At 52.3% G+C, this 26,585-nt stretch carries 25 protein-coding genes and 2 pseudogenes; 10 read left to right on the top strand and 17 right to left on the bottom strand.

Annotated features, from left to right (window positions below; translation table 11 throughout):
* Positions 1-49: 49 nt before the first annotated feature.
* From nirB to frlR, 10 genes are all read left to right on the top strand, one after another.
* Positions 50-2,593 (top strand): NADPH-nitrite reductase large subunit, encoded by a 2,544-nt coding sequence (gene nirB, locus ACU8XX_RS01795; RefSeq protein WP_000049213.1) that lies wholly within the window; start codon positions 50-52, stop codon positions 2,591-2,593.
* Positions 2,590-2,916 (top strand): nitrite reductase small subunit NirD, encoded by a 327-nt coding sequence (gene nirD, locus ACU8XX_RS01790; RefSeq protein WP_032207223.1) that lies wholly within the window; start codon positions 2,590-2,592, stop codon positions 2,914-2,916. The genes nirB and nirD overlap by 4 nt, the downstream gene beginning before the upstream one ends.
* A 126-nt stretch (positions 2,917-3,042) precedes the next feature.
* A complete protein-coding gene (nirC, locus tag ACU8XX_RS01785) occupies positions 3,043-3,849 on the top strand; it encodes a nitrite transporter NirC (RefSeq protein ID WP_000493556.1) in 807 nt (268 codons plus the stop codon).
* Positions 3,850-3,867: 18 nt separating this feature from the next.
* Complete coding sequence (cysG, locus tag ACU8XX_RS01780; RefSeq protein WP_000349855.1) at positions 3,868-5,241, top strand: siroheme synthase CysG; 1,374 nt, start codon at positions 3,868-3,870, stop codon at positions 5,239-5,241.
* 246 nt (positions 5,242-5,487) lie between these two features.
* Positions 5,488-5,655, top strand: coding sequence for a YhfL family protein (locus ACU8XX_RS01775; protein ID WP_001031834.1), 168 nt, complete (start codon positions 5,488-5,490; stop codon positions 5,653-5,655).
* A gap of 295 nt (positions 5,656-5,950) precedes the next feature.
* A complete protein-coding gene (gene frlA / locus ACU8XX_RS01770; RefSeq protein ID WP_000535504.1) occupies positions 5,951-7,288 on the top strand; it encodes a fructoselysine/psicoselysine transporter in 1,338 nt (445 codons plus the stop codon).
* A 20-nt stretch (positions 7,289-7,308) separates the two neighbouring features.
* Positions 7,309-8,331 carry a fructoselysine 6-phosphate deglycase gene (gene frlB, locus ACU8XX_RS01765; RefSeq protein WP_016241666.1) on the top strand — a complete coding sequence of 341 codons (1,023 nt, stop codon included), beginning with the start codon at positions 7,309-7,311 and terminating at the stop codon, positions 8,329-8,331.
* 49 nt (positions 8,332-8,380) lie between these two features.
* A complete protein-coding gene (frlC, locus tag ACU8XX_RS01760) occupies positions 8,381-9,211 on the top strand; it encodes a fructoselysine 3-epimerase (protein WP_000847837.1) in 831 nt (276 codons plus the stop codon).
* On the top strand, positions 9,208-9,993 hold the full coding sequence (gene frlD / locus ACU8XX_RS01755) for a fructoselysine 6-kinase (protein WP_001401221.1): 786 nt from the start codon (positions 9,208-9,210) through the stop codon (positions 9,991-9,993). Before frlC ends, frlD begins: the two co-directional genes overlap by 4 nt.
* 99 nt (positions 9,994-10,092) lie before the next feature.
* Positions 10,093-10,824, top strand: coding sequence for a DNA-binding transcriptional regulator FrlR (gene frlR / locus ACU8XX_RS01750; RefSeq protein WP_001276847.1), 732 nt, complete (start codon positions 10,093-10,095; stop codon positions 10,822-10,824).
* Positions 10,825-10,975: 151 nt separating this feature from the next.
* Here frlR and ACU8XX_RS01745 read toward each other — a convergent pair.
* The 17 genes and pseudogenes from ACU8XX_RS01745 to aroK all read right to left on the bottom strand — a co-directional run.
* Positions 10,976-11,161: pseudogene (locus tag ACU8XX_RS01745) on the bottom strand (hypothetical protein); the annotation flags it as partial.
* A gap of 9 nt (positions 11,162-11,170) precedes the next feature.
* Complete coding sequence (locus tag ACU8XX_RS01740) at positions 11,171-12,307, bottom strand: ISAs1-like element ISEc1 family transposase (protein WP_000420795.1); 1,137 nt, start codon at positions 12,305-12,307, stop codon at positions 11,171-11,173.
* Between the two features lie 107 nt (positions 12,308-12,414).
* On the bottom strand, positions 12,415-13,362 hold the full coding sequence (locus tag ACU8XX_RS01735) for an aminotransferase class I/II-fold pyridoxal phosphate-dependent enzyme (RefSeq protein ID WP_112033966.1): 948 nt from the start codon (positions 13,360-13,362) through the stop codon (positions 12,415-12,417).
* Between the two features lie 11 nt (positions 13,363-13,373).
* Positions 13,374-14,678 (bottom strand): annotated as a pseudogene (locus ACU8XX_RS01730) (YhfT family protein).
* A gap of 11 nt (positions 14,679-14,689) precedes the next feature.
* On the bottom strand, positions 14,690-15,043 hold the full coding sequence (locus ACU8XX_RS01725; protein ID WP_001295164.1) for a DUF2620 domain-containing protein: 354 nt from the start codon (positions 15,041-15,043) through the stop codon (positions 14,690-14,692).
* A gap of 10 nt (positions 15,044-15,053) precedes the next feature.
* Positions 15,054-15,932, bottom strand: coding sequence for a phosphotriesterase-related protein (locus ACU8XX_RS01720; RefSeq protein ID WP_000007005.1), 879 nt, complete (start codon positions 15,930-15,932; stop codon positions 15,054-15,056).
* Positions 15,929-17,155, bottom strand: coding sequence for a phosphopentomutase (locus ACU8XX_RS01715; protein ID WP_000090615.1), 1,227 nt, complete (start codon positions 17,153-17,155; stop codon positions 15,929-15,931). Before ACU8XX_RS01715 ends, ACU8XX_RS01720 begins: the two co-directional genes overlap by 4 nt.
* Positions 17,156-18,319: a YhfX family PLP-dependent enzyme gene (locus tag ACU8XX_RS01710; RefSeq protein ID WP_001686823.1), complete on the bottom strand. Its 1,164-nt coding sequence runs from the start codon at positions 18,317-18,319 to the stop codon at positions 17,156-17,158. It abuts the gene before it with no gap.
* An 83-nt stretch (positions 18,320-18,402) separates the two neighbouring features.
* Entirely contained in the window at positions 18,403-18,765 is a 363-nt protein-coding gene (locus ACU8XX_RS01705; protein ID WP_001295165.1) for a PRD domain protein, read from the bottom strand.
* 16 nt (positions 18,766-18,781) lie between these two features.
* Complete coding sequence (yhfZ, locus tag ACU8XX_RS01700) at positions 18,782-19,687, bottom strand: GntR family transcriptional regulator YhfZ (protein ID WP_001254787.1); 906 nt, start codon at positions 19,685-19,687, stop codon at positions 18,782-18,784.
* 289 nt (positions 19,688-19,976) lie between these two features.
* Positions 19,977-20,981 carry a tryptophan--tRNA ligase gene (gene trpS / locus ACU8XX_RS01695; protein ID WP_000165543.1) on the bottom strand — a complete coding sequence of 335 codons (1,005 nt, stop codon included), beginning with the start codon at positions 20,979-20,981 and terminating at the stop codon, positions 19,977-19,979.
* Positions 20,974-21,732 (bottom strand): phosphoglycolate phosphatase, encoded by a 759-nt coding sequence (gene gph / locus ACU8XX_RS01690; protein ID WP_000032691.1) that lies wholly within the window; start codon positions 21,730-21,732, stop codon positions 20,974-20,976. Before gph ends, trpS begins: the two co-directional genes overlap by 8 nt.
* Positions 21,725-22,402 (bottom strand): ribulose-phosphate 3-epimerase, encoded by a 678-nt coding sequence (gene rpe / locus ACU8XX_RS01685; protein ID WP_000816280.1) that lies wholly within the window; start codon positions 22,400-22,402, stop codon positions 21,725-21,727. Before rpe ends, gph begins: the two co-directional genes overlap by 8 nt.
* A gap of 17 nt (positions 22,403-22,419) precedes the next feature.
* Positions 22,420-23,256: an adenine-specific DNA-methyltransferase gene (gene dam, locus ACU8XX_RS01680; RefSeq protein WP_000742141.1), complete on the bottom strand. Its 837-nt coding sequence runs from the start codon at positions 23,254-23,256 to the stop codon at positions 22,420-22,422.
* Between the two features lie 106 nt (positions 23,257-23,362).
* Positions 23,363-24,649 carry a cell division protein DamX gene (gene damX / locus ACU8XX_RS01675; RefSeq protein WP_000343195.1) on the bottom strand — a complete coding sequence of 429 codons (1,287 nt, stop codon included), beginning with the start codon at positions 24,647-24,649 and terminating at the stop codon, positions 23,363-23,365.
* A gap of 91 nt (positions 24,650-24,740) precedes the next feature.
* On the bottom strand, positions 24,741-25,829 hold the full coding sequence (gene aroB, locus ACU8XX_RS01670; protein ID WP_000439850.1) for a 3-dehydroquinate synthase: 1,089 nt from the start codon (positions 25,827-25,829) through the stop codon (positions 24,741-24,743).
* A gap of 56 nt (positions 25,830-25,885) precedes the next feature.
* Positions 25,886-26,407, bottom strand: a complete 522-nt coding sequence (gene aroK / locus ACU8XX_RS01665) for a shikimate kinase AroK (protein ID WP_000818618.1) — start codon at positions 26,405-26,407, stop codon at positions 25,886-25,888.
* Positions 26,408-26,585 lie beyond the last annotated feature (178 nt).

The raw sequence follows: 26,585 nt of genomic DNA, 5'->3' as shown, positions 1-26,585 counted from the left end.
TTGCTGAATCGTTAAGGTAGGCGGTAATAGAAAAGAAATCGAGGCAAAAATGAGCAAAGTCAGACTCGCAATTATCGGTAACGGTATGGTCGGCCATCGCTTTATCGAAGATCTTCTTGATAAATCTGATGCGGCCAACTTTGATATTACCGTTTTCTGTGAAGAACCGCGCATCGCTTATGACCGCGTACACCTCTCGTCTTACTTCTCTCACCACACCGCCGAAGAGCTGTCGCTGGTGCGCGAAGGCTTCTACGAGAAACACGGCATCAAAGTTCTGGTCGGCGAACGCGCTATCACCATCAACCGTCAGGAGAAGGTGATTCACTCCAGCGCCGGACGTACCGTTTTTTATGACAAGCTGATCATGGCAACCGGTTCCTACCCGTGGATCCCACCAATCAAAGGTTCTGATACTCAGGACTGCTTTGTCTATCGCACCATTGAAGACCTCAACGCCATTGAATCCTGCGCCCGTCGCAGCAAACGCGGTGCCGTTGTTGGTGGCGGCCTGTTAGGTCTGGAAGCCGCTGGCGCGCTGAAAAACTTAGGTATTGAAACCCACGTTATCGAATTTGCCCCTATGCTGATGGCGGAACAGCTTGATCAGATGGGTGGCGAGCAGCTGCGTCGCAAAATCGAAAGTATGGGCGTGCGCGTTCACACCAGCAAAAACACCCTTGAGATTGTGCAGGAAGGTGTCGAAGCGCGTAAAACCATGCGTTTTGCCGACGGCAGCGAACTGGAAGTCGACTTTATCGTCTTCTCTACCGGTATCCGTCCGCGCGATAAGCTGGCAACCCAGTGTGGTCTGGACGTTGCTCCGCGTGGGGGTATTGTCATTAATGATTCCTGCCAGACTTCCGATCCGGATATCTACGCCATCGGTGAATGCGCAAGCTGGAACAACCGTGTATTTGGTCTGGTAGCACCAGGCTACAAAATGGCGCAGGTCGCCGTTGACCATATTCTCGGTAGCGAAAACGCCTTTGAAGGTGCTGACCTTAGCGCCAAGCTGAAACTGCTGGGCGTAGACGTAGGCGGTATTGGTGATGCGCACGGTCGCACGCCTGGCGCACGTAGCTACGTTTACCTCGACGAAAGCAAAGAGATCTACAAACGCCTGATTGTCAGCGAAGACAACAAAACCCTGCTCGGTGCGGTACTGGTGGGCGATACCAGCGACTACGGCAACCTGCTGCAACTGGTGCTGAATGCTATCGAGCTGCCGGAAAACCCGGATTCTCTGATTCTGCCGGCGCACTCGGGTAGCGGTAAGCCGTCTATCGGTGTTGATAAACTGCCGGACAGCGCGCAAATCTGCTCCTGCTTCGACGTCACCAAAGGTGATCTGATTGCTGCCATCAACAAAGGCTGCCACACAGTTGCGGCGCTGAAAGCTGAAACCAAAGCGGGTACTGGCTGCGGTGGCTGTATCCCGCTGGTCACTCAGGTACTGAACGCGGAACTGGCGAAACAGGGCATCGAAGTTAACAACAACCTGTGCGAACACTTTGCTTATTCGCGTCAGGAACTGTTCCATTTGATCCGCGTTGAAGGCATTAAAACCTTCGAAGAACTGCTGGCGAAACACGGCAAAGGCTACGGTTGTGAAGTTTGTAAACCAACCGTCGGTTCGCTGCTGGCCTCCTGCTGGAACGAATACATTCTGAAGCCGGAACATACTCCGCTGCAGGATTCTAACGACAACTTCCTCGCTAACATCCAGAAAGACGGCACCTACTCGGTGATCCCGCGTTCTCCGGGCGGTGAAATCACCCCGGAAGGGCTGATGGCAGTGGGTCGTATCGCGCGTGAATTTAATCTCTACACCAAAATCACCGGCTCCCAGCGCCTGGCGATGTTTGGCGCACAGAAAGACGATCTGCCGGAAATCTGGCGTCAGCTGATTGAAGCCGGTTTCGAAACCGGTCATGCCTATGCGAAAGCACTGCGTATGGCGAAAACCTGCGTGGGTAGCACCTGGTGCCGCTACGGCGTGGGCGACAGCGTGGGCCTCGGCGTGGAACTGGAAAACCGCTACAAAGGCATCCGTACGCCGCACAAAATGAAGTTCGGTGTCTCCGGCTGTACCCGTGAATGTTCAGAAGCTCAGGGTAAAGACGTGGGTATTATCGCCACCGAAAAAGGCTGGAACCTGTACGTTTGTGGCAACGGCGGCATGAAACCGCGTCATGCGGATCTGCTGGCGGCGGATATCGATCGCGAAACGCTGATCAAATATCTCGACCGCTTCATGATGTTCTACATCCGTACTGCCGACAAACTGACGCGTACCGCACCGTGGTTAGAAAACCTCGAAGGCGGCATCGATTACCTGAAAGCGGTGATCATTGACGACAAACTGGGGCTGAACGCACATCTGGAAGAAGAGATGGCGCGCCTGCGTGAAGCGGTAGTGTGTGAGTGGACTGAAACGGTCAATACACCGTCCGCGCAGACTCGCTTCAAACACTTCATCAACAGCGACAAGCGTGACCCGAACGTGCAGATGGTGCCAGAGCGCGAACAGCACCGTCCGGCAACGCCGTATGAACGTATCCCGGTAACTCTGGTGGAGGACAACGCATGAGCCAGTGGAAAGACATCTGCAAAATCGATGACATCCTGCCTGAAACCGGCGTCTGCGCGCTGTTAGGTGACGAGCAGGTAGCGATTTTCCGCCCGTATCACAGCGACCAGGTGTTTGCGATCAGCAACATCGACCCGTTCTTCGAGTCCAGCGTGCTGTCACGCGGGCTGATTGCGGAACACCAGGGCGAGCTGTGGATCGCCAGCCCGCTGAAAAAACAGCGTTTTCGCTTAAGTGATGGCTTGTGCATGGAAGACGAACAGTTTTCCGTCAAACATTACGAAGCACGAGTGAAAGACGGCGTGGTGCAGCTGCGCGGTTAATGTTTTAACGGGAGGCGCAATGCCTCCCCTTTTTGCATGGTCCTGTAATGACCTTCGGTATATTGCAGGACATTTTTTAAACTTTTTGTTTTATTTTTTTGTTTTTATTTTTTAAAGGATAATCAAATGTTTACAGACACTATTAATAAGTGTGCGGCTAACGCTGCGCGCATTGCACGCCTGTCGGCAAATAACCCGCTCGGCTTTTGGGTCAGCTCCGCCATGGCGGGCGCGTATGTGGGTCTTGGGATCATCTTGATTTTCACGCTCGGTAATTTGCTCGACCCGTCCGTACGTCCGCTGGTGATGGGCGCGACCTTTGGTATCGCCTTAACGCTGGTGATTATCGCCGGTTCTGAACTGTTCACCGGACACACCATGTTCCTCACCTTTGGGGTAAAAGCGGGCAGCATCAGCCACGGGCAAATGTGGGCAATCCTGCCGCAAACCTGGCTGGGTAACCTGGTCGGTTCCGTCTTCGTTGCCATGCTCTATAGCTGGGGCGGCGGTAGCCTGCTGCCGGTAGATACCAGCATCGTTCACTCCGTCGCGCTGGCTAAAACCACTGCACCGGCAATGGTACTCTTCTTCAAAGGTGCATTGTGTAACTGGCTGGTTTGCCTGGCAATCTGGATGGCGCTGCGCACTGAAGGGGCGGCGAAATTTATCGCTATCTGGTGGTGTCTGCTGGCATTTATCGCGTCCGGCTACGAGCACTCTATCGCTAACATGACGCTGTTCGCGCTCTCCTGGTTCGGCAACCACAGCGAAGCCTACACGCTGGCGGGTATTGGTCATAACCTGCTGTGGGTGACGCTGGGTAATACTTTATCAGGTGCCGTATTCATGGGATTGGGTTATTGGTATGCTACGCCGAAAGCGAATCGTCCGGTTGCGGACAAATTTAATCAAACTGAAACGGCTGCCGGTTAATTACTAAGGGGTTTTTACGTGGATCATTTGCCTATATTTTGCCAATTACGCGATCGCGACTGTCTGATTGTCGGCGGTGGTGATGTCGCGGAACGCAAAGCAAGGTTGCTGTTAGACGCAGGCGCTCGCTTAACGGTGAATGCATTAGCGTTTATTCCACAGTTCACCGCATGGGCAGATGCAGGCATGTTAACCCTCGTCGAAGGGCCATTTGATGAAAGCCTTCTCGACACCTGCTGGCTGGCGATTGCAGCGACGGATGATGACGCGCTTAACCAGCGCGTCAGCGAAGCCGCTGAAGCTCGTCGCATCTTCTGTAACGTAGTCGATGCGCCGAAAGCCGCCAGCTTTATTATGCCGTCGATTATTGACCGCTCACCGCTCATGGTCGCGGTCTCCTCTGGCGGCACCTCTCCGGTTCTGGCACGCCTGTTGCGCGAAAAACTCGAATCACTGCTGCCGTTGCATCTGGGCCAGGTAGCGAAATACGCCGGGCAATTACGCGGGCGAGTGAAACAACAGTTCGCCACGATGGGTGAGCGTCGCCGTTTCTGGGAGAAATTGTTCGTTAACGATCGCCTGGCGCAGTCGCTGGCAAACAACGATCAGAAAGCCATTACTGAAACCACCGAACAGTTAATCAACGAACCGCTTGACCATCGCGGTGAAGTGGTGCTGGTTGGTGCAGGTCCGGGCGATGCCGGGCTGCTGACGCTGAAAGGACTGCAACAAATTCAGCAGGCAGATGTGGTGGTCTACGACCGTCTGGTTTCTGACGATATTATGAATCTGGTACGCCGCGATGCTGATCGCGTTTTCGTCGGCAAACGCGCGGGATACCACTGTGTACCGCAGGAAGAGATTAACCAGATCCTGCTGCGGGAAGCGCAAAAAGGCAAACGCGTGGTGCGGCTGAAAGGTGGCGATCCGTTTATTTTTGGCCGTGGTGGCGAAGAGCTGGAAACACTGTGCAACGCGGGTATTCCGTTCTCGGTGGTTCCGGGTATTACCGCAGCTTCTGGTTGCTCTGCCTATTCGGGTATTCCACTCACGCATCGCGATTATGCCCAGAGCGTACGCTTAATTACCGGACACTTAAAAACCGGTGGCGAGCTGGACTGGGAAAACCTGGCGGCAGAAAAACAGACGCTGGTGTTCTATATGGGGTTGAATCAGGCCGCGACTATTCAGCAAAAGCTGATTGAACACGGTATGCCTGGCGAAATGCCGGTGGCAATTGTCGAAAACGGAACGGCAGTCACGCAGCGCGTGATTGACGGTACGCTCACGCAACTCGGTGAACTTGCTCAGCAAATGAACAGTCCATCGCTAATTATTATTGGTCGGGTTGTTGGCCTGCGCGATAAACTGAACTGGTTCTCCAACCATTAATTTAACCCGGGCCAGAGAATTCTGGCCTTCTTAATGACTCTTTTTATATATTCAGCAAATAAAACATAGCCCCTTAATAAATATTATCTGCTAATGGGTTATATTCACCGTTACAGCGACTTACAAAATTAAGTCATTCGCTCACTGACGCCAATTAAATATTCCTGTATCGTTCTTAACGAGCAGTCTGCTTATATTCATATAATCAATGAATATTAATTAATATATAATACATAGGGAATGTAAATGAACAAATTTATTAAAGTTGCACTGGTAGGTGCAGTACTGGCTACGTTAACTGCATGTACTGGTCATATTGAAAACCGTGATAAGAACTGCTCTTACGACTACCTGCTGCACCCGGCAATTTCTATTTCTAAAATCATTGGCGGTTGCGGTCCTACTGCACAGTAAGTCTCTGACAGAAATCGGCTAACACCGGTTTAATTGCCCGACGCCCTCTGGATTTTCCGAGGGCGTATTTGTTTCTATGTCCTTCTTGCTCCCCGTCCGTAAAAATATTTTCACTTTAATTTCAATTGGATAATTACAGCCATTAGCCACATCGCGATCCTGTGCGAAATTTTGTGATCTTCCTCCACATTACATAACGTCATATGTTGTTATATTCATCATGCATTGTCATGTTACCTTTTAAATGACTGCAAACACTCCCCTACAACGTGTTGGACAAGAAAAAGGTATCGCTATGGGAAGCCAGGAACTCCAACGCAAGCTCGGATTTTGGGCCGTTCTTGCAATCGCCGTCGGGACAACCGTCGGCTCCGGTATTTTTGTATCTGTGGGTGAAGTGGCAAAAGCGGCGGGCACGCCGTGGCTGACGGTGCTCGCGTTTGTCATTGGCGGGTTAATTGTGATCCCGCAAATGTGCGTCTATGCGGAGCTATCAACCGCTTATCCGGAAAATGGCGCAGATTATGTTTATCTGAAAAATGCCGGAAGCCGACCACTGGCGTTCCTCTCCGGCTGGGCCAGCTTCTGGGCCAACGATGCGCCTTCGCTGTCGATTATGGCGCTGGCTATTGTCAGCAATCTTGGCTTTTTAACGCCTATCGATCCTCTGCTCGGTAAATTTATCGCTGCCGGATTAATTATCGCCTTTATGCTGCTGCACCTGCGCTCCGTTGAAGGCGGCGCAGCATTTCAGACGCTAATTACCATCGCCAAAATTATCCCGTTCACTATCGTCATTGGCCTTGGGATCTTCTGGTTTAAAGCGGAGAATTTTGCCGCCCCTACCACCACTGCGATTGGCGCAACGGGCAGCTTTATGGCGCTGCTGGCGGGGATCTCTGCCACCAGTTGGTCGTATACCGGCATGGCCTCTATCTGTTATATGACCGGCGAAATTAAAAACCCCGGAAAAACCATGCCACGAGCGCTGATTGGTTCCTGTCTGCTGGTTCTGGTGCTCTACACCCTGCTGGCGCTGGTGATTTCCGGCCTGATGCCCTTCGACAAACTCGCCAATTCTGAAACGCCGATTTCCGACGCACTGACCTGGATCCCCGCACTCGGCAGCACCGCTGGGATCTTTGTTGCCATCACGGCGATGATCGTCATTCTTGGTTCGCTTTCCAGCTGCGTGATGTACCAGCCGCGGCTGGAATACGCGATGGCGAAAGACAACCTGTTCTTTAAATGCTTCGGCCATGTGCATCCGAAATACAACACGCCGGATGTCTCCATCATCCTGCAAGGGGCGCTGGGGATCTTCTTCATCTTCGTTTCCGATCTCACCAGCCTGCTGGGTTATTTCACCCTGGTGATGTGTTTCAAAAATACCCTCACCTTCGGCTCCATCATCTGGTGTCGTAAACGCGACGATTACAAACCGCTGTGGCGTACTCCGGCTTTCGGGCTGATGACCACCCTCGCCATTGCGTCAAGCCTCATTCTGGTCGCCTCAACCTTTGTCTGGGCACCGATTCCCGGCCTTATCTGCGCCGTCATCGTTATTGCTACTGGTCTGCCTGCTTACGCCTTCTGGGCGAAGCGCTGCCGCCAGCTCAACGCTTTGTCGTAATGTTATCTGGAGAAAATAAAATGTTGGATATTGATAAAAGCACCGTGGACTTTCTGGTCACCGAAAATATGGTTCAGGAAGTGGAAAAAGTTCTCAGCCATGACGTTCCGCTGGTGCACGCCATCGTGGAAGAGATGGTGAAGCGCGACATTGATCGTATTTATTTCGTTGCCTGCGGCTCGCCACTCAACGCGGCGCAAACGGCGAAACATCTGGCGGATCACTTTTCCGATCTTCAGGTCTACGCCATTTCCGGCTGGGAGTTCTGCGATAACACCCCGTATCGCCTCGACGATCGTTGCGCGGTGATTGGCGTTTCTGACTACGGTAAAACGGAAGAGGTAATCAAAGCGCTGGAGCTGGGCCGGGCCTGCGGCGCACTCACTGCGGCGTTCACCAAACGCGCGGACAGCCCGATTACCTCGGCGGCGGAATTTAGCATTGATTATCAGGCCGACTGTATCTGGGAAATTCACCTGCTGCTCTGCTACAGCGTGGTGCTGGAGATGATCACCCGCCTCGCGCCGAACGCGGAAATCGGCAAGATCAAAAACGATCTCAAGCAGTTGCCGAATGCGCTCGGTCATCTGGTACGCACCTGGGAAGAAAAAGGCCGCCAGCTTGGTGAACTGGCCAGCCAGTGGCCGATGATTTATACCGTTGCTGCGGGTCCGCTGCGTCCGCTGGGTTACAAAGAAGGCATTGTAACGCTGATGGAATTTACCTGGACGCACGGCTGCGTGATTGAGAGCGGAGAGTTCCGCCATGGCCCGCTGGAGATTGTCGAACCGGGCGTTCCGTTCCTGTTCCTGCTCGGCAATGATGAAAGTCGCCACACCACCGAACGCGCCATTAACTTTGTTAAACAGCGTACTGACAACGTGATCGTCATCGATTACGCCGAAATTTCGCAAGGGCTGCACCCGTGGCTGGCACCGTTCCTGATGTTCGTGCCAATGGAGTGGCTCTGCTACTACCTGTCTATTTACAAAGATCACAACCCGGATGAACGCCGCTATTACGGTGGTCTGGTGGAATATTAATCCCTCTCCCGGCCCGGCAACGGGCCGGATTTACGCAAGGAGTTACCCGATGAAAACAGGTATGTTTACCTGCGGCCACCAGCGGCTGCCTATTGAACACGCATTTCGTGATGCAAGCGAGCTGGGTTACGACGGCATCGAAATTTGGGGCGGTCGCCCGCACGCGTTCGCGCCGGACTTAAAAGCGGGCGGCATCAAACAAATCAAGGCGCTGGCGCAGACGTATCAGATGCCGATTATCGGCTATACGCCAGAAACCAACGGCTATCCGTATAACATGATGCTGGGCGATGAACATATGCGTCGCGAAAGCCTCGACATGATCAAGCTGGCGATGGATATGGCAAAAGAGATGAACGCGGGTTATACGCTGATTTCCGCGGCCCACGCGGGCTATCTCACGCCACCTAATGTTATCTGGGGACGGCTGGCAGAGAACCTAAGCGAACTGTGTGAGTACGCGGAAAACATCGGCATGGATCTAATCCTCGAACCGTTAACGCCGTATGAATCGAACGTCGTGTGTAATGCTAATGATGTGCTTCATGCGCTGGCGCTGGTGCCTTCGCCGCGCCTGTTCAGCATGGTCGACATTTGCGCGCCGTATGTCCAGGCGGAACCGGTGATGAGTTATTTCGACAAACTGGGCGATAAATTACGTCATCTGCATATTGTCGACAGCGACGGGGCCAGCGACACGCATTACATTCCTGGAGAAGGCAAAATGCCGCTGCGGGAACTGATGCGCGATATTATTGAGCGGGGCTATGAGGGTTACTGTACGGTGGAGCTGGTGACGATGTATATGAACGAGCCCAGACTCTATGCCCGCCAGGCGCTGGAACGCTTTCGCGCGCTGCTGCCGGAGGATGAGAGATGAAAACCCTGGCGACAATCGGCGATAACTGCGTCGATATCTACCCGCAACTGAATAAAGCGTTTTCTGGCGGTAATGCGGTCAATGTGGCGGTGTACTGCACTCGCTACGGCATACAGCCGGGATGCATTACCTGGGTGGGTGACGATGACTACGGCACAAAGCTGAAGCAGGATCTCGCCCGCATGGGCGTCGATATCAGCCATGTCCATACGAAACACGGCGTTACCGCACAAACTCAGGTGGAACTGCACGACAATGATCGCGTTTTTGGCGACTACACCGAAGGCGCGATGGCCGACTTTGCCCTGAGTGAAGAGGATTACGCCTGGCTGGCGCAGTATGACATTGTGCACGCGGCAATCTGGGGACATGCGGAAGACGCATTCCCACAGCTGCACGCTGCGGGCAAACTTACCGCTTTCGACTTCTCCGACAAGTGGGACAGCCCGCTCTGGCAGACACTGGTGCCGCATCTCGATTTTGCCTTTGCCTCCGCACCGCAAGAAGACGAAACGCTGCGTCTGAAGATGAAAGCGATTGTTGCCCGTGGCGCAGGAACAGTGATTGTCACGCTGGGTGAAAACGGCAGCATTGCCTGGGATGGCGCGCAGTTCTGGCGTCAGGCTCCTGAACCGGTGACGGTTATCGACACCATGGGTGCCGGAGATTCGTTCATTGCCGGATTCCTTTGCGGCTGGTCTGCGGGGATGACATTACCGCAGGCGATGGCGCAGGGAACGGCGTGCGCGGCGAAAACCATTCAGTACCACGGTGCCTGGTAGGTATAACGTTGGCGTGAGCATCTTCACGCCAACGTGCTGTTACTTGCCGGAAAACGACCCTATAATCCGAGTAATTCATTCTTTATTTCAGGGTCGATTATGTCAGCTACGGACCGCTACTCTCATCAACTCCTCTACGCTACCGTCCGCCAGCGACTGCTGGATGATATCGCGCAGGGGGTTTACCAGGCCGGGCAACAGATCCCTACCGAAAACGAGCTTTGTACACAATATAACGTCAGCCGCATTACCATTCGCAAAGCCATCAGCGACTTAGTGGCAGACGGCGTACTGATCCGCTGGCAGGGAAAAGGCACCTTTGTACAAAGCCAGAAAGTTGAAAACGCCCTGCTTACTGTCAGTGGTTTTACCGATTTTGGCGTCTCACAAGGCAAGGCGACGAAAGAGAAAGTGATCGAACAGGAACGGGTCAGCGCCGCGCCGTTTTGCGAAAAGCTGAACATCCCCGGAAACAGCGAAGTGTTCCATCTCTGCCGGGTGATGTATCTCGATAAAGAGCCGCTGTTTATTGATAGTTCATGGATCCCGCTGTCGCGTTATCCTGACTTTGATGAGATTTACGTCGAAGGAAGCTCCACCTATCAGTTATTTCAGGAGCGTTTTGACACGCGAGTGGTCAGCGACAAAAAGACCATCGATATCTTTGCCGCCACCCGCCCACAGGCAAAATGGCTGAAATGCGAACTGGGCGAACCGTTGTTTCGCATCAGCAAAATCGCCTTTGATCAGAATGACAAACCGGTGCACGTCTCCGAACTCTTCTGCCGCGCCAATCGCATCACCTTAACTATTGATAATAAAAGACATTAACCGTAGGCCGGATAAGATGCGCCAGCATCGCATCCGGCGATGCTGGCGCGTTGAATTTTACATCCCGTACGTTCCCCTCACCCTAACCCTCTCCCCAAAGGGGCGAGGGGACCGTTCAGTACGGAATTTAGCTTGACGGTGCTATCCAGCATTAAATACTGGCAATACTCTCACGCAAAATCCGCAGCACCGTCTCTTCACCGCTGCGATTCGGGTTAATGCGAATCGCACAATGTTCTGATTGTGGATTCGCCTGGCGAAACGTTCCGGAAAGGCGATAAAAGAGCGGCGGGATTTCATATTTCGACTCTGCACCCACCGGGTAAGGCAAGGCACCAGGGCAAGATTACGAAAGCCCGCTCCCCGCAAGGACTGACGCGAGATAGTTTCTGTCCATGGCTGCTTTTCGCATCTTACGTCTTAACCCTGCCTTGAATACCTTATCATTCGTTAAAATATTAATAGCGATGTGCCGTATCCCTGAAAATAATTCTGCGGCGTTTCCTCTTCTTATTTTGCAGTCGTCTTCATTCATTACCACGTCCAGACGCCAGTGCAGCTTATTCTCCACGTGCCAGTGGTTTCGGATTGCTGTGGCGAACTTCTCTGCGGTTAAATCAGCAGAACTGATATAATATCTGACCGTCATTTCGGGCTCTTTCTTTTGTTCTGCTATTATTGACCGAAAGGAGACTGCCACGCATAATTTCTTCAGACCTTTCCATTCAAACGTGAAATCAATAAGTTCATCAGGGACATCGCAAACAATATGAAGACGGATTTCTTCTCTGCCGTGACTCTTTTCACTGATTGCGTAACTGTCATGCTCTGGATTATTTAATTCTTTCAGCGGAAATTTTTCCTCAAAGGCTTTATTTAGCCGCCCCTGGTTTCCTTTTACCGCGAATAAATAATCACCTCCCTGTTTTTGTATCTTCTCTGCAATATCTTTCTGGCAACCCATCGCATCAGTTGTGATGATTTTTCCTTTAATATCCAGCATGTTAAGAAGTTCTGGGATAGCTGTAATCTCATTAGATTTCTCATCCGTCTTGATCTGTCCGATGACCAGACTGTGCATTGTTGAGAACGCACTAATGACATGAATCGCTCCCCTGCGGCGACTCTTGTCATAAGAGTGCCGGAGCGTTTTTCCATCAATTGCAATGACGTCTTTATCATCTGAAGAATGGCAGTCACGCATCCAGTTAATAAAGCACTCGTGAAATTTTGCAGGACTGATACAGGATACAACTCTGGCAATGGTATCGTGAACAGGAATACCATTTTCAAAATCACCATATTGCTTCAAAAAATCGAGATGTGTTTCCCCAAAATCCTCTATATCTTCCCAACCCTCTGCACCAGAAATAACGGCACAAATAGTTAACAGTAGAATATCCGATAATTTATGTTCCACTTTCCAGGCTTGTCTGTAATCGGGGATAATAGAAATATGTTCCATCAATTTTTTAAGTTCCATTTTGTTCTCCTTAATTATGTAAGAAGTATTTGATCATGTATAAGCAATAAAAAACAGCTTTAGGTAATAAGGAATATCTCAATTTTTAAACATAAAATGCGAATTATTTAGTACAAAAAGTGTACTTCTGATGATCTTTCCCTGGGCAAGGCACCGCGCTTTTGCGCCTCTTCCAGCACTCTGGCGGCAATCGGCTGATGAAACTCGATAATCAACACCTTCGACTGCGCATTAGCAATCACCGCGCTTTTCACTTCCGGCACCGCACCACCGTTAAGCAAAGCCAGCAACCGTTCAGATACCCCTGCCTGCACCGCGTGCATCACTGGCGCAAACACCAGACCACGCAATACTTCCAGCGCCTGTGCGCCCTGGATCTGGCTACCGCCGGAGTAAAGCGTGGCGCGAATACGGTTGATAACATCAGCATCGCCGACCACTGCACCAACACCCTCTGGCCCAAATAGCTTGAAGCAGGAAAATGTCGAGACATTCGCGCCGCATTCACAGCCGATTCGCGCCACCTTCATCACCGCATAGTTGTCATCGGTTAACGCTGGAACACCTGCCGCGCGCAACGTTGCCAGCACATCTGCCAGCACGTAGCTGTCCTGCGGCTGCTGGCGCGTATGCTGCACCAGCGCCGCATCCGGTTGTTGCTCGTCGACGACCTGCTTCAGTGCCGACAGGTCATTGAAATCAACAGTAATAAGCGTCAGCCCCATCTGCTCAATAATAACCCGTGTCGTCGGGTAAACAGGCGCGTCATGCACCAGAAGACGCTGCCCCGGTTTGAGCAAAGCCGCCAGCCCGGCGCGAATCGCGCCAGTCCCCGCGCCCTGCACCAGCGCCGCAGCCTGTGCGTGAAATGCATCAGCCAGCACCTGTTCCACACGCTGGGTAACGCGCGGTTGATTCAGTCCTGGCGTTAAGCCTAAATCACCGCCAGTAAGAAACTCGCTGCCGGGGAAATGGCGACAAATGCTATCCACCAGCGCAAACTGCTTTTGCTGCGCCTCAATAATCGTCAGGCTTTGCAGAGGAAACGTCTTCATAGGTGCCTTCCTTAAGCCGGAACGAACAGGCCAAGCCAGTAAAGAACATTCAGCAGAATACCGGTGATCATTACTGCCACGACCGGTGCCGCCATTTTCTGTACCGGACGGCCCAGGGATTCGTTGAGGAAGTAAATGGCAACCGCGATAGAGAATCCGGTATAACCCGCCATCTTAATTGCTGCGAAAATCGAACCGACCAGCAGCGCCACTTCCATCAGCATATTCATGGCGTTACGGATGTTATCCGACGCATTACGCACCGACGGGTAGCGTCCCAGCCATTTGCCGATCGAACGAAGCAGCAAGACTTCCGCCGAAATAACCACTGCGCCTAATACCGCTGCAACCATCGGATTCGGCGAGAGATAGCCCACCGCATAAACAAAGGTAAAGCCCGCAACTGCATATACGCCGGTGGCTAACGCGGTGGTGGCAATCAACGGCACAAAACCCAGTCCGCGCATAAACTCCGCCAGAGCAGCCTGGTTGATCAGCGTTTGCGATTGTTCCGGCGTTACGCCTGCGGAGTACGCTTTCTCCAGAGTGAAGATCGACACTTCACTGCCGGCGAAAATCTTCATACTGGCAACGGCGGCAATCAATGCTCCCACGATGGCGATATAGGGTAAGTTTTTGATAATCCGCGACGTGCGCTCTTCAAACACCGAAAGCCCGCTGGCATCGATGTCATTTTCATCACGATGACGCAGGTCGTGAGTTATCGCGATTCCCAGCAGCATCACCATGCCAATAAAGATTTCGATGGATTCAGGGTTAAGATGTGGGAAATAGCGCACGACTACCACACGGGTCATCAGAACAACCACGGCGGCGACCAGACTTTGCTTCCAGCCAAACTGGTAGAAAATCGCCACCAACGGGAAGAGTGCAAAAGCAGAAACCACCGGCGAGCTTAATTCCCCGAGGCTACCTAATACATCCACCGGCAGCGCGGTCAGCAGCTGGTTTACTGGCAACAGGCAAGTAAGGATCAACACGCCCCAGATAGCGCCAAGACCAAACGCCATCAGGCTGTTTATCGCCAGTACGCCGAGGATATCGGTAGGAAGAAAGAGTAACCATGCGTTTAGCAGCCCGGTTTTCAGGGTAAAAGAGATCCCCACCGAGGCCACAAAACCAATGCTCAGACCAAAAGCGATACTCCCCGCCTCGCGACGGTTCATTTAGCCTTCAATCAGTTGCGGCAGGATCGGGCGGATGCCGTCATGAAAAACAGCCGCCGAGCGATGCGCCAGAAGCGATGTCATACCCGTCAGGCACGCCACCACGATAATCTGAATATACAGATCCATAGTCGTGCCTTTTATTTCAGATGGTTAATCAGCATCGGAATCGCGTGTTCGACGTGCTCAACGGAAAGGCCAAACGCCACTTTTCCTTCAGCGATCATTTTGGCGATATGCTCGTCTTTCGCTTTAATGCCTGGTTTGGCAATGGTGCAACTTTTGTTATAGCCAATCACCGCGATGGCAATCGACAATGCCGCGCCCGCACCGGTATTACACGCACCGATGTAGTAATCCAGTTGCCCGGATTTCACTTTCATTGCCGCTTCCATGTCGTTGTGAATGAAAACTTCGAAACAGCCAGGAGCCGTCGCTTCAATGGTATTTTTAATCTGCTCACGCTGTAAGCCTGCAACGCCAATCTTTTTCATGAGTCTGTCCTTATTGGAAAAATTGAGAGGGATTTTCACGTAACATCACATCCACATCGGCCTGACTGAATCCTGACTGGCGCAATTGCGGAATAAAGGTGGTCAATAAATAGTCATAGCCATAACCACCGTTGGCTTTTAAATGGGAGCGGCGCGTAATATCCATCGACAGCATGACGCGGTTCAGCAACCCACGGTCACGTAACGCGTGGAGCATCGCAATGCGCTTTTCGTCCGGGTAGTAACTGTTCTTACCAATGGTGTCGAACTGCACGTACGCGCCGAGATCGATCATCTTCAAAATGTTGTCGAGGTTGTCTTTCAGATCGCAGTGACCAACGGTGACGCGCGAAAGATCAACTCCGTGGGCTTGCAACAAAGCCAGTTGTTCCAGCCCCATGGTGCTGAACGACGTATGCGTGGAGATCGGGCGTCCGGTCTGGTTATGTGCCAGCGCGGCGGCAATAAATACCTTCTCTTCCAGCGGCGTAATCTTTCCTTCGCTGGAGCCGATCTCCGCGATGATCCCGGCTTTCAGCTCCGTGCCATCGATACCCTGCTCAATTTCATCGACCATCTCCTGCGCCAGTTCCTGCACGCTGCGGGTCGCCACATGTTCCGGGAAAAACGCGTCCTGGTAATAACCGGTACAGGCCACCACGTTGATCCCCGTCTCGCGCATTACATCGAGCATAAATTGCGCATTGCGCCCCATGTAACGGTTGGTCATCTCAATCACATTACGCACGCCCCGGGTCATCAGGTCGTTCATCTCCTGGCAAATGAACGCATACTGATCAAGGCGGCAGTCCACGTTGTTTTTAAAGCCGGAAAGATCAATATGCAGATGTTCATGGGCGAGGGTGTAACCCGTCGGATCAAAACTCATAGGGTGTCTCCTGCAAACCGGAGGGAGGAAAGAAAAGAGCGACCATTTTGTGGCGGTGGCGCGCGGAAAAATTCACACACGGTAGCCCCCACATCAGAAAGCGTGGTGCGCACACCGAGCTGCGTAGCGATCATCCCTTGCTGATAAACCAGCACTGGCACCACTTCGCGGGTATGGTGGCTGTGACCAATGGTCGGATCGTTGCCGTGATCCGCCATCACGACCAGGCAATCATCTGGCTGCATCGCCTCAACAAGCCGGGCAAGGTTACGGTCAACGACCTGCAAACGTTCGGCATAACGTGCGACGTCTTCTGCATGACCAGCGAGGTCGGTTTCCTGAATGTTGGTGCAAATAAACGCCGTCGGATGGGTGTTAAATTCGTTGAGGGTGATATCCATAATCCGCTGGCTATCCACCAGATTTTGCCAGCTCACGCCATAAGGATTGTTGACGATATCTGCCACCTTACCCACCAGCACGGTTGGCACGCCTGCTTCATACAGTTTTTGTGGCACCTGCACTTTTTCATCGACGCCATAGCCCATATGCACGACCTGGAAACCGTTGTCATAAGCGCCAGAACGCGGCGCATTAATCCCAATAAAGCGCCCTTCTTTGCTTTCTGCGGCATCGAGAATGCGTTGACTGTCGGTTAACAGGCCGCCAAATGTAATGACCCGACCGACCTGTACCTGCTCACGCACAATACGACCAATTTTGATTGCGTCGTCAAAAGAGATCACAGAGAGATTGACGGTAATGTTATAGACCTGGCCTAAATCCGCCTCGAGATTATCGCCAATCGCAACCGCCTGATTGACCCACAGAAATTGCAGATCATCGCCACGGCGCTCCACCTGCCAGCCAGCGGAAACTAATGCCTGCTCAACACGGTCAATCACATCGCGAAAAGGCATCCGCAGCGGCGGTAACGGGCGCGTGCCTAAAATTTCCTGATGCCCCATAAAGGTATCGCCACCTTCATGTTGCAGCTCTGCCACGCCCCAGGTTGCGGAATCTGACGGTTGCATATCGCCTGGCGCATAACCCAATGCGTTGATTAGCCCCAGCTTCTCCAGCGTTGGTAGCTGCAAATGCGGCAACTGGCTCAGGATGTGACCACAGGTATTCGCCCCGGCATCCTGCGGACGCACCAACGTGACATCTTTCATTGCCCCTACGCCAAAGCTATCGATCACTAACACCACAAATCGCGCCATTTACGCCTCCAGAGGGTTGCCGAGACTGTCATAACGACCAACGATTTTCGGTTCGCCACGGTGAATACCGGACACCAGCACCACATCGCTACGGGTGACAAAAATCTGCGTGCGGAAACAGAGCACCACTGCACTGCTTACCGGAAACTCGCCTGCCAGCGGCAGGGTGTAGTCGATACTGCTGTCATCCACAGTTTTGAGATTGGTTTCAGTAATCTTTTGATTTTCTGGCGTAAACACCAACGCATGTTGCGCATGACCACGACGATAGTAACCGCCGCCGTAGCAGTAGCTGTCGCCACGGAAATGATGGGAGATTTCACTTAACCAGAGCATCGCGATACGTTCAGGCTGATCGCCCTGCTGGTTTGCCGGAATAGTGCCCGTCAGCGCATGACCGGGTTCGGCATGAGTCACACCGTATTGCGCCAGCAATGGCAGCGAAGTGCAGCTGGTCGCAGAAGGTGCGTTCAGTTGCTCAATCGCAATACCAGATTTCGCCAGTTGATCCCGTGCCTGTATCAGCGTGTGAAGATTCGGTGTCGGCAAAACTTTTCCGGCAGCCTCATCCCAAAGCAGGCAAGGGAAATGGGTAAGTCCGGCTAAATGCAGCCCCGGCAGTTTCTTAATTTCAGCAACCACCTCGTGCAGCGAATGCTGTACAAAACCGCTCTCCTGCCCCGGATAAAGAAAATCATCGTCGCTATAAACTTTGAGCAGCACAAACTGCACACGTCCGGCCTTCACCGCTGCCGCAGAAACTTCCCGCGCTTTGTCGAGAGTAAACACGGTGATGACGTCGGTGCCCTGTTCAACGGCGTCAGCAACCTGATGACAAGGGATTTGTACCAGATGCCCCTGATGCGCCACCGGCAAACCAGCGCGGCGCATGACTCGCGCCTCTTTGTAATCCACCGCCACAATGCCGCTATAGCCTAATGCCAGCAATTTTTCCGCCAGCCACGGATTACGACCAAACTGCTTGGTCATCAGATACAGTTCAATGCCGTAAAGCCGCGCCGTCTCAATCAGTCGCTTACCGTTTTCCAGTACCTGATCCACGTCGATCACCCAGCTGTCCGGAGCGATCTTTCCCTGCTGCCACAGGCTTAGTGCGGCGGAAATCAGCGCCGGGTTCTGGCGTTTCAATGCTTCTACAAACATCTTGTTGCCTCGTTTCTGTTCCTTGAATTAAATATTCATTTTTTTGAATATTTAGGTTGTGCGACGTGGATTTGTCGGGAGCTTCAAACCTCTTCGTTAGCAGCCATCCATAATCCATAAAGGTTGGCCAACAAATAGCCTTCTTCACACGGGTTAACTTCCAGTGCGAATTCCTTCAACAACACCTGATGCAATTGCACAACGGCTTGCCAGTGGCTGGATTGCGCCAGCTCTGCCAGCAACTCGTTATCCAGTGGCTCAATTTCTTCACCACGGCGACTGCGCATCAGTGCACTCGCCATATGTGTCATCGCCATCGTTCCTTGCTCACTGCGCACCGGCAGATGGCACTCTGTTTCCAGTACGTTGACGACCTGCATCATGCCTTTGCAGATGTCCTTATCAATAACGCCTGCCTCGCAAAGCAGGTTGAGTCTGGTTTCCATATCAGATGCCTTTCGTTTAATAACTCGGTTCCTGTTCCCCACTCACTACCCGTTGTTGATGGGCGAGCAGGGCGTGTTTATCTACAACGGCACGCAGCAGTTGTTGCATTGGGTAATCATCGACTCGCGTCAGGACCACGGCTTCGGTGGCCTGTAAAAATCGCGGATCGTCTGTGAGCGGCGTCGCCTCTAATCCCAGCATGGTCAGTTCGTTTTCCGCCACCACGTTCCAGATCACCGCATCGACATCGCCTTTAACAATGCGTTGTAAACTCTCGTGATAAGAGAGATCGACTCGTTCCACATCACTACCGCCAAAAAAAACATCGGTCATGATTTTCTGATCCGCCGAACGGTTATCCAGCCCCACGCGCTTCACGTTTGCGGACTCGCCTTTACGGTAAATCAACTGGTGCTCGCCAACGTAGGTGTGCGGCCCCAACTCCAGCGCGAGGCATAAGCCTTTTTGCGTGAGATAACTTTCCGCCGCTAGTCGCGAAACCACCGCCATGTCATACACGCCATTAAGCAGACACTCCACGCGAATATCCGCGCCGCGCATATGCGCATAGTAAAAAGGAATGCCATCAAACTGGGCTTTCAATCCGCTCGCCAGGCCTTCGTACAAACGGGTATAGGGCAAGGGCATCGCGCACACCACGTTGTTGATATCCACATGACTCAGCAGCGCTTTGTTATCCATCTCGACCAGATAACTGCCATTGCGCCCACGGCGTTCAATCCGTATCGCTCCGCTTGATTCCAGCGTTTTCAACGCGGCCTGCGTCAGGCCAACGGATGAACGGCATTCATTTGCCAGCTCATCTATGGTTTTCAATCGGTTACCGCACTTTTCACCCAACAAATAACGGGCCAGCGTCGTTATGACGACGCCTTCTTTTTTGATAAACGTTCGACGCATAATAAATTTTCAGTAAATTGAATATTTATATCTTCAGGAATTTGAAGATAAGGCGCAACAGCGAGATGTGGAAACGGCGAGGCACTTCACATTTTTTCGGATTATTGCAAATGAGGATAAAAAAACCGGGTTTCCCCGGTTTCAGAGTGATGATAAAAGCAAAATTGCCTGATGCGCTACGCTTATCAGGCCTACATTTCCTTGCAATATGTGCATTACTTTGTAGGCCGGATAAGGCGTTCACGCCGCATCCGGCATGAACAAAGCGCAATTTGCCAGCAATAGTGAATTACGGCTTCGCCACAAAACCAATCGCTTCATACACCGCTTTTAGCGTACGGGAAGCGTGCGCGCTGGCTTTTTCCGCGCCATCTTTCATCACCTGTTGCAGGAAGGCTTCATCGTTGCGGAAACGGTGATAGCGTTCCTGCAATTCAGTCAGCATACCGGAAACGGCATCAGCCACTTCACCTTTCAGATGACCATACATCTTGCCTTCGAACTGTTTTTCCAGTTCTGGGATGCTCTGGCCCGTTACCGCAGAAAGGATATCCAGCAGGTTGGAAACGCCCGCTTTGTTCTGCACATCGTAGCGAACTACCGGCGGCTCGTCGGAGTCAGTGACCGCACGTTTGATTTTCTTCACTACCGATTTCGGATCTTCCAGCAGGCCGATAACGTTATTGCGGTTATCGTCAGACTTGGACATCTTCTTGGTCGGCTCCAGCAGCGACATTACGCGCGCGCCAGATTTCGGAATAAACGGCTCCGGCACCTTAAAGATATCGCCATACAGCGCGTTGAAACGCTGGGCGATATCGCGGCTCAGTTCGAGGTGCTGTTTCTGGTCTTCACCCACCGGTACCAGATTAGTTTGATACAACAGGATGTCCGCCGCCATCAGCACCGGATAGTCAAACAGACCAGCGTTGATGTTCTCGGCATAACGCGCAGATTTATCTTTAAACTGCGTCATGCGGCTCAGCTCGCCGAAGTAGGTATAGCAGTTCAGTGCCCAGCCTAACTGCGCATGTTCCGGTACGTGGGACTGAACAAAAATGGTGCTTTTCTCAGGATCGATACCACATGCCAGATACAAGGCCAGCGTATCCAGCGTCGCTTTACGCAGCTTCTGTGCATCCTGGCGCACGGTGATCGCGTGTTGGTCAACGATACAGTAAATGCAATGGTAGTCATCCTGCATGTTTACCCACTGACGCAGCGCACCCATGTAGTTACCAATGGTCAATTCACCTGAGGGCTGTGCGCCACTAAAAACGATGGGCTTAGTCATTTTTCGATTCCTGATTTTCGCTATGCGGAAGCCCTAATGCGGGCAGAAGGTCATTTATAGACTGATAAATTACATCAGGCTGGCTGAGATCGATAGCCTCGCCGTAGTTATATCCGTAGGTTAAGCCAACGGATGGGCAACCTGCCGCTTTTGCCGCCTGAATATCATTGCGTGAGTCGCCGACAAACAGCATCTGTTGTGGGGCAATTCCCATCCGCTCAGCCACCAGTAACAGCGGGTCCGGATGAGGTTTTTTGTTTTGCACATCATCGCCGCCGATAACCACGCTAAAGTATTTGGCAATATCTAAGGCTTCGAGCAGCGGCGCGACGAACGGCGTCGGTTTGTTGGTGACCAGGCCTAGCGGCAGGCCTTTAGCCTGCAACGCGCCCAACGTATCGGCAACGTGCGGGAACAAAAACGTCCCCTCTTCGGCAACCTCGCCATAATAGCGATCGAACAGTTTACGCAGAATACGTACCTGTTCTTCTGCCGGAATGTCGTCATCAACGGGCGGTTTACCCATTGTTTTACGCAGAGTCGCACGTTCCTGACGCGCCCAGGTCAATGCGCGCTCCATCAGAACATCTGCGCCGTTACCAATCCAGGTAATAACGCGTTCTTCACCTGCGACGGGTAACTCCAACGCATACAGCGCCATATCTACCGCAGCAGCAAGACCGGGAGCACTGTCCACCAGCGTACCGTCGAGATCAAAAGCGACGCCGCGAATATCTTCAAACTTACTCATGACTTACCTTTGCCAGTTCACTGCGCATTTCATCAATGACTTTTTTATAGTCTGGCTGGTCGAAGATTGCCGAACCGGCGACGAACATATCCGCGCCCGCCGCAGCGATTTCGCCAATGTTGTTCACCTTCACGCCACCGTCCACTTCCAGTCGAATGTCGAAGCCAGACTCGTCGATACGACGACGTACTTCGCGCAGTTTATCCAGTGTTTGAGGAATGAAAGACTGACCGCCGAAACCAGGGTTGACGGACATCAGCAGGATCACATCCAGCTTATCCATCACGTAATCCAGATAGCTCAGAGGTGTCGCCGGGTTAAATACCAGACCCGCTTTACAGCCATTTTCTTTAATCAGTTGCAGCGTGCGGTCAACATGCTCGGAGGCTTCTGGATGAAAGGTAATGATGCTGGCACCAGCGGCAGCGAAATCAGGCACAATGCGATCGACAGGTTTCACCATCAGGTGTACGTCGATAGGGGCGGTAATGCCATAGTTACGCAAGGATTTCAGCACCATTGGCCCAATCGTCAGATTGGGAACATAGTGGTTATCCATGACGTCAAAATGCACGACATCAGCGCCAGCTGCCAGGGCTTTTGCGGTATCTTCACCCAGGCGGGCAAAATCAGCCGACAGAATTGAGGGGGCAATCAAATACTGTTTCATCCGCTTCTCCTTGAGAATTATTTTTTCGCGGGTGAAACGACTCCTGGTTTGTACAAAGCCAGCAGTTCGTCCACCTTTTTACGTGTGCCGCCGTTGCTGCTTATACTGCGTCGAACTTTGACGACATGCAATTTTGCGCGCTGATACCACTCACGCGTTAACATCGTATCGTGATTGGAGATCAGCACTGGAATATGGCGATCAACCAGACCTTCGGCGATCTCCGCCAGATGCGCTTGTTGTTCAAGCGTAAAACTGTTTGTGTGATACGCCGTAAAGTTGGCGGTCGCAGACAGCGGTGCATAAGGCGGATCGCAATAGACGACGGATGCATCATCTGCGCGCGCCATGCTATCGGCGTAAGACTCACAATAGAAAAAGGCATTCTGCGCTTTTTCAGCGAAGTGATACAACTCTGCTTCCGGGAAATAGGGTTTTTTGTAGCGGCCGAACGGCACGTTAAACTCACCGCGCAGATTGTAACGACACAGGCCGTTGTAACCGTAGCGGTTCAAATATAAAAACAGTACCGCCCGACGGAACGGATCCTGGCTTTTGTTGAACTCTTCGCGGAACTGATAGTAAACCTCGGCGCAATTTGTTTCGGGAACAAACAGCTCGCGTGCGGCCTGTACGTACTCATCAGTACGCATCTTCACAATGTTATAGAGACTGATCAGGTCGCTATTGATATCGGCAAGGATATAACGAGAAAAGTCGGTGTTGAGAAACACCGACCCGGCACCTACAAAAGGCTCAACCAGACATTCGCCCTTGGGCAAATGCCGTTTAATATCATCAAGCAGGGGATACTTGCCCCCTGCCCACTTCAAAAAAGCGCGATTTTTCTTCATGCTGACTAACTAATTACACCTTCTCCGGCTGTGGAGAAAGCTCCGACAGCATCCAGCGCTTCAGGCAACTCCCGCAACGATAAACCATTGCGGGAGATAACCTTGATTACTTCAGATCGGCCTGTACCTGACGCAGCGGTTTCGCCCACGGGTTTTTGGCCTGGACATCTGCTGGCAATGTAGATACCGCTTTTTTCGCCTCTTCTTTCGAAGCGTACACGCCAGAAACCAGGACATACCACGGCTGACCATTACGCGTCGTTTCATAGACAACGTAGTTTTTCAGATTCTCTTTCTTCGCCCAACCGTTCAGGTTGTCGTAGTTAGAGGAACTGCTCAGCTGCAGAGTGTAATGGCTGGACGGTGCCGATTTCAACGAACCAACATTACCTGCGGTCTTCCCTCCAGCGGCTGGTGTTGCCGTGGTTTGCGCCGGGGATGCCGTCTGTACTGGAGCCGTAGTCGCCGTCTCTTTTGGTGCTGGCGTAGAAGTCGCAGCCGGTGCCTTCGTGCTCGCCACAGGGGCAGCTGGTTCAGTACGCTTCGGCGTCTGTGCTACCGGCTTCGGCTCCGTTTTCACGGTTGCTTGCGGTTTTTTCGGTTCAATCACCGCCTGCTGACGAGCTGGGCGCGTAGTGGCCGGACGTTCAGCGGTTTGCGTTTTCGCCGTGTCACGCGATGCATTGCCATTGCGAACAGGCGCGACAGTCGCGGGTTCGGTCGGCAATGTGGAATTGACCGCCACATTGTTCAACTGTTGCTGATTTTGTGGCTGGGTCAGCGCATTGTTCAGGTCACCCTGCACTTCAACACGTTGTTGACCATCCGTTGCCGCCGGGGTTTGCCCTTGAGTCGGCGTAGAAGAGATCGGTGGCAGAGAAACATCCTGCTGAGTATTTTCCGCAGACGTGGTTCCCGGCGCTGGCTGCACCCCATTCGCCTGATCGGTCGCATTGCCTGCAAGATCAATACTCTTCTCGCCAGACGCGGTTTGATCGCTGGAAGAGGTCGAGGGGGCTTTTAGCGCAGAACCGATACCGATGATCAACAGCAGTAGAACCAGAATGCCGACGCCCATCATCATATACTGACGAGAAGCGGGTTTACTGGCTGCTTTTTTGCGCTTACGCGGACGACGCTCTACGCGCTCTTCATCCACGGTTTCATCTTCGGATTCGTCAATTTCTTCTTCGATTTCCGGTTCCTCATTGCGCTCTTTTTGCGCACGAGTCGGACGGCGATCGTCAGTGTCATCAAGTTCAATATCATCAAAATTGATCTGCGGTTCGCCACGTTCAGTACGCTCAGAACGTTCAGAAGATTGACGAGAACGACCAGTACGACGATCGCTGGGATCGGGTTTCAGCTCGTCTTCTGGTTTGAATTCATCCATTTAACACCCCACTAAAAGGTTAATGCTTACCACGTTGCAATTAACCTGAAGCTAATAGACCGCTTGATAAGCGGCCTGACCTTTCTTGTTGTTACGCTGATTGACAATCGGCAATGGCGTTAAGAACAAGCTCGTGCGAAACGCCGCTGCGAACTTCACTCTTACCAATTGCCAACGGAAGAATTAAGCGCATCTCTCCCGCAAGGACTTTCTTGTCACGCAGCATATGCGGTAAATACGCCTGCGCGGACATTTCGCGCGGCCCATTGACCGGTAACCCAGCCCGCGTGAGCAGGGTTATAATACGCTGCGTTTCGGCAGAACTAAACTGCCCGAGACGTTCCGACGTCCGCGCCGCCATCACCATACCCGCAGCGACCGCTTCACCATGTAACCAATTGCCATACCCCATTTCAGCTTCAATGGCATGACCAAAGGTGTGTCCCAGATTCAGTAAAGCACGTAACCCGGTTTCGCGCTCGTCGGCGGCGACAACTTCTGCCTTCAGTTCACAACAACGGCGAATACAGTACGCCATTGCCGGACCGTCCAGACGCAACAACGCATCCAGATTCTCTTCCAGCCAGTTAAAAAACGCACCGTCAAGAATAATGCCGTATTTGATGACTTCTGCCAGCCCCGACGCTAACTCACGCGGGGGAAGCGTTTTCAGACAGTCGAGATCCACCACCACTGAAGCAGGCTGGTAGAACGCGCCAATCATGTTTTTACCGAGGGGATGGTTGACCGCAGTTTTGCCGCCAACGGAGGAATCGACCTGCGACAGTAACGTCGTCGGGACTTGAATGAAACGAACACCGCGCTGATAACTCGCCGCCGCGAAGCCGGTCAGATCGCCCACTACGCCGCCGCCAAGCGCCACCAGCGTAGTATCGCGACCATGCGGCTTTTGTAACAACGCCGTAAAGACGGTATCGAGTACAGCCAGGCTTTTATACTGCTCGCCGTCAGGGAGGATAACGCTATCGACGTTAACACCCGCCTGTTCAAGTACGCCGCGGACCTTATCGAGATACAGAGGAGCCAGGGTTTCGTTGGTGACCAACATGACCTGCTCGCCCGATTTCAGCGGTAAGAATGAAGCTGGTTCATTAAACAAACCAGATGCGATGGTAATTGGGTAACTACGTTCCCCGAGAGTAACGACAATCCTCTCCATAACGCGACATCCACCTTAATTACTGTACCCGCAGACGAGTGTATATAAAGCCAGAATTAGTTGCTTTCCAGCATGTGAATAATCTGGTTAGCGACCACTTTAGCGCTTTGATCATCAGTACGAATGGTCACGTCGGCAATCTCTTCATACAGCGGATTGCGTTCATTGGCCAACGCTTCCAGAACTTCACGTGGCGGTGTTTCAACGTGCAGCAACGGGCGTTTTTTATCACGCTGCGTGCGTGCAAGTTGCTTTTCGATGGTCGTTTCAAGATAAACGACAACGCCACGAGCGGAAAGACGGTTACGCGTTTCACGGGATTTCACAGAGCCGCCGCCAGTAGCCAGCACAATACCCTGTTTCTCGGTCAACTCATTGATGACCTTTTCTTCGCGATCGCGGAAGCCTTCTTCGCCTTCTAAATCGAAAACCCAGCCCACATCAGCTCCGGTTCGTTTCTCAATCTCTTGATCGGAATCGTAAAATTCCATATTGAGTTGTTGAGCTAACTGGCGCCCAATAGTGCTTTTTCCGGCACCCATAGGCCCAACCAGAAAGATATTGCGTTTCTCTGCCATTTTTTCGGTACTACTAAGACTATTCGTTAATGATAAACCCGCTTCGCTCAGAGAGCGCCGCAGGACATGAACTGAAACCTCATAAGATATTGCGAGAGTCAGACTGAAAATTATCTCAATACTCCAGCGGGTTTGGCAACTGAATAAATCACCCATCCCTCTGCATATCTGGTCGCTG

It is taken from the genome of Escherichia sp. MAL-1 (assembly GCF_052948035.1).
Note: the sequence above shows the minus strand (reverse complement) of the source record. Positions and strands in the feature narration are given on the sequence as shown.

Bases quoted from the DNA above. Each gene is read 5' to 3' on its own strand.
- nirB (WP_000049213.1), top strand. From the start codon at position 50: ATGAGCAAAGTCAGACTCGCAATTATCGGTAACGGTATGGTCGGCCAT.
- nirD (WP_032207223.1), top strand. From the start codon at position 2,590: ATGAGCCAGTGGAAAGACATCTGCAAAATCGATGACATCCTGCCTGAA.
- nirC (WP_000493556.1), top strand. From the start codon at position 3,043: ATGTTTACAGACACTATTAATAAGTGTGCGGCTAACGCTGCGCGCATT.
- ACU8XX_RS01775 (WP_001031834.1), top strand. From the start codon at position 5,488: ATGAACAAATTTATTAAAGTTGCACTGGTAGGTGCAGTACTGGCTACG.
- frlA (WP_000535504.1), top strand. From the start codon at position 5,951: ATGGGAAGCCAGGAACTCCAACGCAAGCTCGGATTTTGGGCCGTTCTT.
- frlB (WP_016241666.1), top strand. From the start codon at position 7,309: ATGTTGGATATTGATAAAAGCACCGTGGACTTTCTGGTCACCGAAAAT.
- frlC (WP_000847837.1), top strand. From the start codon at position 8,381: ATGAAAACAGGTATGTTTACCTGCGGCCACCAGCGGCTGCCTATTGAA.
- frlD (WP_001401221.1), top strand. From the start codon at position 9,208: ATGAAAACCCTGGCGACAATCGGCGATAACTGCGTCGATATCTACCCG.
- frlR (WP_001276847.1), top strand. From the start codon at position 10,093: ATGTCAGCTACGGACCGCTACTCTCATCAACTCCTCTACGCTACCGTC.
- ACU8XX_RS01740 (WP_000420795.1), bottom strand. From the start codon at position 12,307: ATGGAACTTAAAAAATTGATGGAACATATTTCTATTATCCCCGATTAC.
- ACU8XX_RS01735 (WP_112033966.1), bottom strand. From the start codon at position 13,362: ATGAAGACGTTTCCTCTGCAAAGCCTGACGATTATTGAGGCGCAGCAA.
- ACU8XX_RS01725 (WP_001295164.1), bottom strand. From the start codon at position 15,043: ATGAAAAAGATTGGCGTTGCAGGCTTACAGCGTGAGCAGATTAAAAAT.
- ACU8XX_RS01720 (WP_000007005.1), bottom strand. From the start codon at position 15,932: ATGAGTTTTGATCCGACGGGTTACACCCTCGCCCATGAACATCTGCAT.
- ACU8XX_RS01715 (WP_000090615.1), bottom strand. From the start codon at position 17,155: ATGGCGCGATTTGTGGTGTTAGTGATCGATAGCTTTGGCGTAGGGGCA.
- ACU8XX_RS01710 (WP_001686823.1), bottom strand. From the start codon at position 18,319: ATGTTTGTAGAAGCATTGAAACGCCAGAACCCGGCGCTGATTTCCGCC.
- ACU8XX_RS01705 (WP_001295165.1), bottom strand. From the start codon at position 18,765: ATGGAAACCAGACTCAACCTGCTTTGCGAGGCAGGCGTTATTGATAAG.
- yhfZ (WP_001254787.1), bottom strand. From the start codon at position 19,687: ATGCGTCGAACGTTTATCAAAAAAGAAGGCGTCGTCATAACGACGCTG.
- trpS (WP_000165543.1), bottom strand. From the start codon at position 20,981: ATGACTAAGCCCATCGTTTTTAGTGGCGCACAGCCCTCAGGTGAATTG.
- gph (WP_000032691.1), bottom strand. From the start codon at position 21,732: ATGAGTAAGTTTGAAGATATTCGCGGCGTCGCTTTTGATCTCGACGGT.
- rpe (WP_000816280.1), bottom strand. From the start codon at position 22,402: ATGAAACAGTATTTGATTGCCCCCTCAATTCTGTCGGCTGATTTTGCC.
- dam (WP_000742141.1), bottom strand. From the start codon at position 23,256: ATGAAGAAAAATCGCGCTTTTTTGAAGTGGGCAGGGGGCAAGTATCCC.
- damX (WP_000343195.1), bottom strand. From the start codon at position 24,649: ATGGATGAATTCAAACCAGAAGACGAGCTGAAACCCGATCCCAGCGAT.
- aroB (WP_000439850.1), bottom strand. From the start codon at position 25,829: ATGGAGAGGATTGTCGTTACTCTCGGGGAACGTAGTTACCCAATTACC.
- aroK (WP_000818618.1), bottom strand. From the start codon at position 26,407: ATGGCAGAGAAACGCAATATCTTTCTGGTTGGGCCTATGGGTGCCGGA.